The sequence below is a fragment of the Methyloglobulus sp. genome (genome assembly GCF_046714055.1).
GTDB lineage: Bacteria > Pseudomonadota > Gammaproteobacteria > Methylococcales > Methylomonadaceae > Methyloglobulus.
Window position 1 is genome coordinate 1 of record NZ_JBKKBJ010000271.1, and the last position, 10310, is coordinate 10310.

Genomic DNA, 10310 nt, shown 5'->3' on the forward strand with positions numbered 1-10310 from the left:
TTCGCCTATCGGTTTAACCGCCGATTTCGGTTGGATACGCTACCGATGCGCTTGCTTGTGGCCGCCATTGCCATCGGGCCACGATCTGGTGCTTGGCTTCGCTCGGCTGAAGCAGCTTGCTAATCAGGAGAAGTTTTGTATAGAACCAGTGAAAGCGTTATTTTTGCCTTTAGCTATTTTGTTTTAACTTACGGCATACCGATGCTATTTATGGATATATAACGTCCACCCTAACCGCAAGACCAATCCAGTCTTAACGAGCAGCTTCAATATTTTACGAAACGAAAAAGCCGGAATTGCCCACTTTTTCTGTGGTTGCGAGCGCAGTAATCCCTGTTGCACTCGTTTAGCCTCTTCCCCGGCAAATGGGAATTAACTCATCCCCACACAAAATGTATACAGTCATCAGTGAATAGGTATAATCCCTACCCTAAGAATAATGCACTTATTTGCTCGCCATACACCGCTAAAAAAAACTTATAATTAAAATAAACCAGAGGAGTGGAAACTATGCTGTTATCAACATCAGCATCAATTGTTATTGCCTTATCGATGGGTATTGCCGGAGTCGGATTTGTACTTTGGCAATTAAAACGGGTACTTGCTTACGACCAGGGTAATGAGGTCATGCGCGAGATTGGTTTAGCTATTCAGGAAGGCGCGTCTGCTTTTCTGGTACGCGAATACCGCGTTATTGCCATTTTTGTGGTGATCGTCGCCACCGTCATTTCCGTATTCTTGCAATGGCAGACGGCGTTTTGTTTTGTTGCGGGTGCAATTGCCTCAGCCGGTGCCGGCTATCTGGGCATGTATGTTGCCGTGCGCGCCAACACCCGCACTGCCGCTGCTGCCAGTCGCGGACTCCATGAAGGCTTACGGGTTGCCTTTGGCAGTGGCGCTATTATGGGCATGTCTGTCGTCAGCTTCAGCCTTATTGGTATGACGCTGCTGTACCTGTTCTTTAACAACGACCCCAATCATCTGACTTATATTACTGGTTTTGGTTTTGGTGCCAGCAGTATCGCCCTGTTTGCCCGGGTAGGCGGCGGCATCTTTACTAAAGCTGCCGATGTGGGCGCTGATCTGGTGGGCAAGGTTGAAAAAGGCATCCCGGAAGATGATCCGCGCAATCCCGCCGTGATTGCCGACAACGTGGGCGATAATGTAGGTGATGTCGCGGGTATGGGTGCAGACTTGTTTGAGAGCTATAGCGGTTCCATTATTGCCGCCGCAACACTGGGCGCGGCATTGGGCAAAGGCTCAACTGTTGCATTTATCGGCTTGCCGTTTCTGGTTGCTGCCGTCGGTGTCCTCTCCAGCCTGTTTGGGATTTACATGGTGATTGGCAAAGAGCCAGTTGAAAATCAGGATGCCAATGCAGCCGCCGACTCATCGCTAATCTCCAGAATCGTCATTTATCTGAGCCGATATGTGGCAAAAATTGACGAAAACGCTAGCCTGGAAGACTTATTGACCGCGCTACGGCGCTCCGTTTGGGGCGCTTCCGTGGTTATTTTGGGCCTTTCTTTACTGGCTGTGTTGCTGTCAGGCTTACACTTCAATTATTGGCTGGTTATTGTGGTCGGTTTAGTGGCCGGAAACGCCATTGCTTACGCAACTGAGCACTTCACCTCCTATACCGAAAAACCGACACTGGCGATTGCCAAGGCAACCCAAACGGGAGCGGCAACCACGATCATACAAGGTTTAGCCGTGGGCATGATGAGTACTGCCTTGCCGGTACTCATCACTGCTTTTGCCATACTCCTCAGTATATGGCTGGGACATAAGGCCGATGGCACGCTCGCTGCCGGCCTATACGCGGTCGCGCTGGCGGGTGTTGGCATGTTGAGCACGTTGGGAGTCACCCTGGCGACTGATGCTTACGGGCCAGTAGCCGATAATGCTGGCGGTATTGCTGAAATGAGCCATCTGCCTAAGGAAGTCAGGCATCGTACTGATGCGCTTGATAGCTTGGGAAACACCACTGCCGCTACCGGCAAAGGCTTTGCTATTGGCTCAGCCGTTTTGACCGCATTGGCATTAATCGCCGCTTATGTGACAGCGGCCAAAATTGAGCAATTGGACATCCTAGGCCCCACCATGCTGCCCGGTTTACTGATTGGCGCTATGATGCCGTATCTCTTCTCTGCCCTCACCATGATGGCAGTGGGCAAAGCGGCGCATGAAATTGTGCTGGAAGTGCGACGGCAATTTCATGAAATACCCGGTTTAATGGAAGGCACAGGCAAACCTGATTACAAGGCCTGCGTGGCTATCAGCACGGAAAGCGCACTACGTGAAATGATTTTGCCCGGCTCATTGGCGGTCATTGTTCCCATTGTTGTCGGTCATGTGCTGGGCAAAGAAGCGCTGGCTGGCCTATTGGTTGGCACATTGTTGTCGGGCTTTCTGCTGGCGGTGATGATGGCAAACGCTGGCGGCGCATGGGATAACGCGAAAAAATGGATCGAAACCGGACAATATGGCGGCAAAGGCTCGGATGCGCACAAAGCCGCCGTCGTTGGCGACACCGTTGGCGACCCCTTCAAGGATACCAGCGGCCCATCCCTGAATATCTTAATCAAACTGATGACCATTGTGAGCCTTGTCTTTGCCAGTTCATTTGGGTCAGGGTGGTTGAGTTTTTAGCATCATTAACTTCGATTTCTTTCAGTCAAGAAATACACATGAATTTAACTACCGCCTATCTCTGTGATACCTATGCCGGCAAAGAAAACTTTCAGATTGCCGAACCTTTGTTGCGCTCATACGGTGGCAATCAGGCTTTTAGCGGTTCGATCGCCACGCTGAGATGCTTCGAAGATAATGCGATGCTAAAAAAAATCCTGGCAGAAAAAGGGGATAACAGGGTATTGGTCGTTGATGGCGGCGGTTCGCATCGATGCGCCCTATTGGCCGCTCAACTGGCAACAATGGCTTTTGAAAACGGCTGGCAAGGTATTGTTATTTATGGCTGTATCAGGGAAACATCGTTGTTAAACAAAATTCCGATTGGCATCCGGGCGCTACATGCACATCCCTTGCTTTGCCATGGAAAAGACACGGGCGACCGTGACGTATTGATTACTTTTGCTGGAGTCAATTTCAGGAAAGATCATTTTTTATATGCCGATACGGATGGAATCATCGTATCTGAAACGATGTTGAGTTAAAATAGCAATACACTAACCAACCGTAGAAGTCAAACCATGCAAATCGTACTCGCTAACCCCCGTGGATTCTGTGCCGGTGTTGACCGCGCCATTGATATTGTCGATCAGGCGCTGGAAACCTTTGGCGCCCCCATTTATGTCCGGCATGAAGTGGTCCACAACCGGACTGTTGTTGACGGATTGAAAGAAAAAGGCGCTATTTTTATTGAAGACATATCGGATGTGCCTGTGGGCTCCTACCTGATCTTCAGCGCTCACGGCGTATCCAAGCAGGTACAAAAAGAAGCTGTGGAACGCAAACTGACCGTTTTTGATGCGACCTGCCCCCTCGTCACCAAGGTACATTTACAAGTCGCCAAACATGCAAAGTCTGACCGTGAAGTCATCCTGATCGGTCATGCCGGACATCCGGAAGTGGAAGGCACCATGGGGCAATATGATAAATGTACCGATAATGGTGGAATCTATCTGGTGGAAACTCCTGCAGATGTCGCTAATTTGAAAGTCAATAATCCCGATAATCTGGCTTATGTCACCCAAACAACCTTGTCAATGACTGACACCAAGGTGATGGTCGACGCTTTGCGGACGCGTTTTACCTCCATCCAGGAACAGAAAAAGGATGATATTTGTTATGCCACACAAAACCGCCAGGATGCGGTTTATGATCTAGCCAAAACGGCGGACACCATCCTGGTTGTTGGTTCACCCAATAGTTCTAATTCCAACCGCTTGCGGGAAATAGCCGAACAACTCGGTAAACCCGCTTACCTGATCGACACCGCCCAGGATATGCAAAAAGACTGGTTTGGAAACAGTAAAGTTGTCGGTGTCACGGCGGGCGCTTCCGCACCTGAAGTGCTGGTACAAGAAGTGATTGACCAATTGAAGGCGTGGGGCGGACAAACTGCCGCCGAACTAAAAGGTATTGAAGAAAAGGTAGTATTCTCCTTGCCCAGAGGATTGAAAAAATCGGCTTAACTTAATTCATGCCAGCGGAAATTGATGCCGTTCGCCTGGATAAATGGCTTTGGGCTGCCCGGTTTTATAAAACCCGCAAACTGGCAACGAATGCCATCACCGGCGGGAAGGTGCATGTCAATGGACAGCGAACCAAACCTGGAAAAGATGTCAAAATCGGCACAGAAATTACCGTCAACAAGAGCGGCTATACCTGGGAGATAAGCATTGCCGCCATCACTGGGCAGCGGCGCTCCGCCAAAGATGCCTTGCTGCTCTATCTGGAAACGCCGGAAAGCTTTGCCAAACGTCAACATCGAATCCAGGAACAGCGCGAACAAAAAGAACTGTTCAACTTTACCGGAATCGATCATAAACCCAACAAAAAAGAGCGGCGCTTAATCCATCGTTTCAAGCAGGGTTAGCTCAACCGATGCGCCACCTTATTTCGGCAGCATCCTATTTAACGCACGTATCGTGTAGTTTTCCATGTTGACAAACACTTTGTGGTAGCATTAAAAGATTGCGTTTGATAGCCTATTACGCTATCTACTAAACATGGACAAAACCCATCAAAAAACCCTTAAGGCCATTTTCGAAAGCCCAGACAACGGCAATATCGAATGGTCTCGAATTGAATCCTTATTGGTTGCAGTGGGTTGTAGAGTTATTGAAGGCAGTGGGTCATCAGTAACTTTTGAAAAAATGGGATGAAGGTGTCCTTCCATCGCCCGCACCCACAAAAAGAAGCGCTCCGGTATCGCATTAAAGATGTCAGAGAATTTTTAACCCGTATAGGATTTGCACCATGAGCAACACTATGACCTACAAAGGCTATTCAGCCCGTATCGAATACGACGATGAGGATGCCATCTTTGTTGGACATTTGGCAGGGATTAAAGATATTGTCGGATTTCATGCCGAATCAGTCGCTGAATTGCGTACAGCGTTTAAAAGCGCCGTGGATGATTATCTGGATGCTTGCGAAAAACTGGGACAAGAGCCCGATAAAACGGCCAGCGGGAAAATGATGTTGCGGGTGCCGCCAAAAATTCACGCTGCGGCATTAACGGCAGCACAACTAGCTGGAAAAAGCCTTAACCAGTGGGCTGCTGAGGCGTTTAACCGAGCCATTAACCAATAACTTATAACTTTTATGGAATACTCCGGATGCCGGACAGGGCAAGTTGTCCCGTCCGTAAGGTTTCATGTCGGGTAAGAGTAGCGACAAAGCTCAATCCTAGGGAAGCGTTAGAAACGGGGTTGTAAACTCATCCCGCATCAGGGCTCTCGCACAGTCGATCCACCTCTGTCCCTGGCAGCACACAAGCCCGTAGGTACGGCACTACTACGGCAGCATCCAGATCTGGATCGGCGACGCCTAGGGATATGAAGAACTCCCGCCGCATCTCCTGATAGATAGCAGCGTCTTTCTTTTTCTCTTCCACGTCAGAGCAATCCTGATACTTGTTGACATGGCTCCAGTAGCTCGCCATCGAACACACAACACTGCGAGATCCGGTCAAGAGGATATTGAGCTTTGCCGCAGTTATCAGCCGATTTGCTTCCTCACCTTTCTATGGCGCCTGCCAAAGTAAGGCCTGACCTTCAAGAAACCCCGAATATGCCTTCTTTCTTAGTTCGAGGTGGCTTTCCTCCAGCACGCGACTTCTCGTCAAATAGTGGGTGACGGTTGCGCTAACTACACCAGAGAGCACACCGACTATTGCCATTACCAGTGCAAGATGCCTCTCTAGCCATGACTTCTCAACCATATCCTTACCTCAAGTTTCTGAGCAACCTCAGGCCGCATAACAAGTGATTGTAATTTCAGTACATCTACCATATTTTTGGTCTAACGACAATAAATTTATGATCTAAAGTCCATTTACTAACTGAATAACATCCTGTAATACAATGATATACAGTTCTGGATATCTTGACATGCTGGCTATTCCACCCCATTGATTACAAACAGGTTGGCGGCTTGGGCAGTCCTGCTAGTTTACAAGCGTATTTCAGGGGGCCATCAGGAAATAAATGGTGTAAATATCGGCTATTGCCTTTGTCATCACCCAATGTTTTCGCTATCGCCTTGATAAACATCCGCGTATTCGGCAAATGTTTGTATTGATCATAGTACGACCTGATGAACAAGATAATTTCCCAGTGCTGGTCGCTGAGCGTTATGTTTTCCTGTTGGGCAAGGTGTACTGCTACTTCTTCGCTCCAATCCAGCCTGTTCACTAGAAAGCACTGCTCCGTTGTTTCTAAAGACAGGCCACTAACCATCACTACCATGATGTAATCAACGGGTTTTCTACGGTAAGTTTGACGAGACCTGAGTAGTCTATGGCCTCCAATCCTGTCACCAGCTCAGGCACAAGTATACCCCTGACTGCCATATCCTCAGACAACACATATAGACGGTTGCAGTTGAGCTTAGCGATTAGCACATCAGCTAACCTACCTTTTTGCAAAACGCCTAACACGGCGCTTTCGAGGAACACGGCAACATCGCCGGAATCTATTCTATCCAGGATTGCGGGGTCAATGGGTGATCGAAAAATCAGGTGGAGCATTAATTATTATCAGTCAGCTTAAGTCCGATAATACCAAAAATAACCAGGGAAATAGATAATAACCTGTAAGGTTCAGTGGATTCTTTGAACAATACGATGCCCAGTATCGCAACACCTACCGCGCCCATACCTGTCCAAACCGCATAAGCAGTACCTACTGGAAGAAATTTAATCGCCTCCATAAGCAAAAACAGGCTCACACCACCCGATGCAAGGGTAATCAAACTAGGAATCAAGCGAGTAAAACCCTGGTTATATTTAAGGCTCAAAGCGAAAACGATTTCCGTCAAACCTGCAGAAAACAATAAGAACCACGCCAATAGACACCCCTAACTGATTATTTTTAAGAAAGGCTATTTTACTATCAATCCAAACAACCAATAGGCAAATCACACGCCTATTTGCTTTCTTCCACTCAAATAACGCTAATTTGCTTGTTCAAATAGAAAATTGCCCAAGTTCTGTTGGCATTTCATCAACGGAAAATCAAGCGCTTACCGTCACATCCAGTCGGCATGGATACCTTCCCTGGCCCCTGGATTCCGGCGACCTCCATGGATGGAGGAAGTGCGGAAGAGGATATGGAATCCTCGCCGCCTATCCGTGCCGGAATGACGATGCATCTTTCGACATTTAGACCTAGCCCTATGTTTTTGCTAATTTAAGTTTCGGCAATAAAATGTCAAAAATTAGGCTTGCTGTTTACAAACCAGAAACCGTGCAAGAGAATCGTGAATGCGGATAATATGCTATAGGTGAATAGCCCCGCCAACAGTCAATCATGAGTCCTTGAGTTTACGCAAGACTCTATCTCCCGAAGGGAGAAAGGAGATTTCTGGATTTTTAGAGGCTCCCTAAGGTTAACTTCACGCGTCCTTGTTTATAGATCGAATTTGAATGTCTCGCTGTGTAAAAGGTATTTCAATGTTATTTTCACGCAGCATCTTTTCCAAATTGACATGCAAATTGTGGGTAACAGGCACGCGGTTCCCTAGTTCACCGACAAAAACCCGGATAGAAAACTCCAATCCACTCTCCCCAAAACCAACGAACACCACGCCAGGAGCAGGATCTTCCAACACTAACGGCGTAGCCCGTACCGCCTCAATCATCACCTTATGTGCCAACTCTACATCTGAACCATAGACAATACTAATGGGAATAACGATTCGAGTGGCCGTATCGCTCAAAGTCCAGTTGACTAACTGGCTGGTAATAAAGGTTTTATTGGGCACAATCAGCTCCTTTTTATCCCGATCGATAAGCGTTGTAGCACGCATTTGGATACGGCTAACTTTGCCCGTCACGTTGTTGATGGTTACCGTATCGCCGACCCGGATTGGCCGTTCGAATAATAAGATTATACCAGAGACGAGATTGGCAAAAATTTCCTGCAACCCGAAACCCAGACCCACACTCAGTGCCGCAACCAGCCACTGTACCTGTGACCAACTGCCGCCCAATTGATTAGCAACACAAATAAAGCCGATAGCAATAATAAGGTAATTGGCTAATTGATTGACAGCATAGCGACCGCCTGCCGCTATGGACAAGCGGCTGAACACTAACAATTCCATAAGCCCGGAAAAATTTAGTACCGATACAACCACAATAAAAACATACAGCCCGGCCATTAACAGATTAGTCATTGTAATCGGCTGATAGCTTTCCTGATTATCAATAGTCACTAGATGCTGCCAAAGCTCAATACGGTCCAAAAATGAAAAAGCCGGGAGGATATTGCTCCAAATCATCCAGAACCCGACGATCAGGCTAATACCGATAAACACAATTAGCAGCTTGATTGTTTGTGCATTAATAGTGGGTATATCAATCAGTTGTTCATCAACCGGGAGCGCCGGATCATCACCACCAACCCCTTCTTCCGATGACACTTGTTTTTCACTCAGCGCAGCCGTCTTGCGTTTTTGCCTGGCATTTTTTAACGCCAATTGCCGATTGACGAGCGTTAACCACCGAATAGCCATTTCATGAATAAGGACGATGATAAATATAAGCCGCAGCGTGGCAATCAGCTTTTGTTGCAATTCCAAGGCACTCAGGTAATAACCCGCCACCGCAAACCCGACAATCACGAGGGGAATGGAAAGAATCAGTGGATACCAGATATAACGTAGCTTGGTAAACCAGTCATCGGGATGATTTTTGATGTAAGCCTGCAATAATCCGGTCGTTGGGTTCAGCAATCTGGCAAAAAACACCGACAGTGCAATCATAATGACTATGAGCGCCAAACGTCCCAGGTTATCGCTATGACTGGACAACGCCGATGCGCCAGTGCTATTGATGATGAAAACACCCGGCACAATAACAAAACGTAACCAGGCAGCCTGCCTTTTTAACAAGTTAGCAGAGTTTTTTTGCCATTGAAAATGCCTTACTGCTATTCCGTTAGCGGCAAACAAACGATAAAAAAATTGCAGCACAAACAAGGGAACAGCGGTACTTTGTAAACCTGCGCCAACCGCTTTGCTAAAATCGGCGCCATGCGAATTGCCACTGAGAAACCAACCCAATAAATAAACAAATAACGGCAAAGGCAACACCAGGATTAGCGTGTAAGCGAGCGCTTTCAGCGTGAAGTAAAAATTGTCGGTGTAAATTTTTTCAATTTTTTCCGCTATCGTCATCAATTGCCGTTTTGCCCAATTCCTGACCATAGGCAACACCGCTGAAGCTATTATGGCGATAAAAGTAAGAAACAGGTTTTGCCAGGCAATCATTGCGGTGTCTTTAATCAATGCCACCCAGTTTAGCGGTGACAACAGCCAACTGATTGAATCGTAAAGCCCACGCAAATAGTCAGAATTGATCGGCGCTGAACTCGGCACCCATAGCAAACGCTCATCCAGATAACCGGCAAATTTATTGGCCTGGGCTAGCATCTGTTGCTTGGCAAAATCAAAATCACCCAAGGTACGCAAATAGGCGGTGTCTGCAGCCGACAGCTTGGTTGATAACTCTTTCTGGTTATTCAACAACACCCTTAGCTCCGCCTGTATCATCATACGTTTATCGGCGGGCAAAGCATTATCAACGTGTTGACTCATCAAGTCTTTTAAATAGCCATCCATATCCGAAAATGACTTGAGTTTGTCTTCAATCTTGAATTGTTCGAGACTGGTTAAAGCCGTCTCGTTTTGGATCGCTTCGGACGCCAGGATAAGCTGATCCTGGCTGGCTAAATTGCGCCGCTGTTCACGAAGGATTTTGCCTAAAACAGGGCTTAACCCTGCCAAACTGATTTTTTTTTCCGCACTTTTAAAATCAGCCTCAATTTCGCTTGCGGTAGCATCTACTCTACTTTTAAGTTCACTATATGTTTCAATCTTGGCAGTAATTGCCTGCAAATCGCGGCTGTACTGAATATTCTCCCGAGCAGCCTGTTGGATAAGGCTGTGCTTGCCGGAAGCCGTTTTCTCAGCTTGGGTCAGTTCATTCTCCAAATGGATCGCTTCCTGCTGTTTCCGCTCGTTAACGAGATTTTCGATGGCGATAATGGCCGGACTCAGCAGTTCTTTCTGGATATTCAATAATTGCAGCTTAGATTTTAACAATTCGACCCGGACAA

12 protein-coding genes and 1 pseudogene are annotated in these 10310 nt (G+C 47.3%); 8 read left to right on the top strand and 5 right to left on the bottom strand.

Annotation, left to right across the window (positions count from 1 at the left end):
- From ACLQ6D_RS16145 to ACLQ6D_RS16175, 7 genes and pseudogenes are all read left to right on the top strand, one after another.
- Positions 1–123 (top strand): annotated as a pseudogene (locus ACLQ6D_RS16145) (IS1595 family transposase); the annotation flags it as partial.
- Between the two features lie 387 nt (positions 124–510).
- Positions 511–2652 (top strand): sodium-translocating pyrophosphatase, encoded by a 2142-nt coding sequence (locus ACLQ6D_RS16150; RefSeq protein ID WP_411728336.1) that lies wholly within the window; start codon positions 511–513, stop codon positions 2650–2652.
- A gap of 38 nt (positions 2653–2690) precedes the next feature.
- Positions 2691–3176, top strand: coding sequence for a ribonuclease E activity regulator RraA (rraA, locus tag ACLQ6D_RS16155; protein WP_411728337.1), 486 nt, complete (start codon positions 2691–2693; stop codon positions 3174–3176).
- 36 nt (positions 3177–3212) lie between these two features.
- Positions 3213–4157 (top strand): 4-hydroxy-3-methylbut-2-enyl diphosphate reductase, encoded by a 945-nt coding sequence (gene ispH / locus ACLQ6D_RS16160; protein ID WP_411728338.1) that lies wholly within the window; start codon positions 3213–3215, stop codon positions 4155–4157.
- 8 nt (positions 4158–4165) lie between these two features.
- Positions 4166–4561: an RNA-binding S4 domain-containing protein gene (locus tag ACLQ6D_RS16165; protein WP_411728339.1), complete on the top strand. Its 396-nt coding sequence runs from the start codon at positions 4166–4168 to the stop codon at positions 4559–4561.
- 133 nt (positions 4562–4694) lie between these two features.
- Positions 4695–4850: a hypothetical protein gene (locus ACLQ6D_RS16170; protein WP_411728340.1), complete on the top strand. Its 156-nt coding sequence runs from the start codon at positions 4695–4697 to the stop codon at positions 4848–4850.
- Positions 4851–4944: 94 nt separating this feature from the next.
- Positions 4945–5280: a type II toxin-antitoxin system HicB family antitoxin gene (locus tag ACLQ6D_RS16175; RefSeq protein ID WP_411728341.1), complete on the top strand. Its 336-nt coding sequence runs from the start codon at positions 4945–4947 to the stop codon at positions 5278–5280.
- Positions 5281–5407: 127 nt separating this feature from the next.
- On the opposite strand, the gene ACLQ6D_RS16180 is transcribed toward ACLQ6D_RS16175, so the two are convergent.
- The 4 genes from ACLQ6D_RS16180 to sugE form a co-directional block, all read right to left on the bottom strand.
- Positions 5408–5662 (bottom strand): hypothetical protein, encoded by a 255-nt coding sequence (locus tag ACLQ6D_RS16180; protein WP_411728342.1) that lies wholly within the window; start codon positions 5660–5662, stop codon positions 5408–5410.
- A gap of 442 nt (positions 5663–6104) precedes the next feature.
- On the bottom strand, positions 6105–6437 hold the full coding sequence (locus ACLQ6D_RS16185) for a TusE/DsrC/DsvC family sulfur relay protein (RefSeq protein ID WP_411728343.1): 333 nt from the start codon (positions 6435–6437) through the stop codon (positions 6105–6107).
- Entirely contained in the window at positions 6431–6718 is a 288-nt protein-coding gene (tusB, locus tag ACLQ6D_RS16190; protein WP_411728344.1) for a sulfurtransferase complex subunit TusB, read from the bottom strand. The genes ACLQ6D_RS16185 and tusB overlap by 7 nt, the downstream gene beginning before the upstream one ends.
- Positions 6718–7038, bottom strand: coding sequence for a quaternary ammonium compound efflux SMR transporter SugE (gene sugE / locus ACLQ6D_RS16195; RefSeq protein ID WP_411728345.1), 321 nt, complete (start codon positions 7036–7038; stop codon positions 6718–6720). The genes tusB and sugE overlap by 1 nt, the downstream gene beginning before the upstream one ends.
- A gap of 144 nt (positions 7039–7182) precedes the next feature.
- On the opposite strand from sugE, the gene ACLQ6D_RS16200 reads away from it, so the two are divergent.
- Positions 7183–7383, top strand: coding sequence for a hypothetical protein (locus tag ACLQ6D_RS16200; protein WP_411728346.1), 201 nt, complete (start codon positions 7183–7185; stop codon positions 7381–7383).
- Positions 7384–7584: 201 nt separating this feature from the next.
- On the opposite strand, the gene ACLQ6D_RS16205 is transcribed toward ACLQ6D_RS16200, so the two are convergent.
- On the bottom strand, positions 7585–10310 hold a 2726-nt coding region (locus ACLQ6D_RS16205), incomplete at its 5' end, for a mechanosensitive ion channel domain-containing protein (RefSeq protein WP_411728347.1).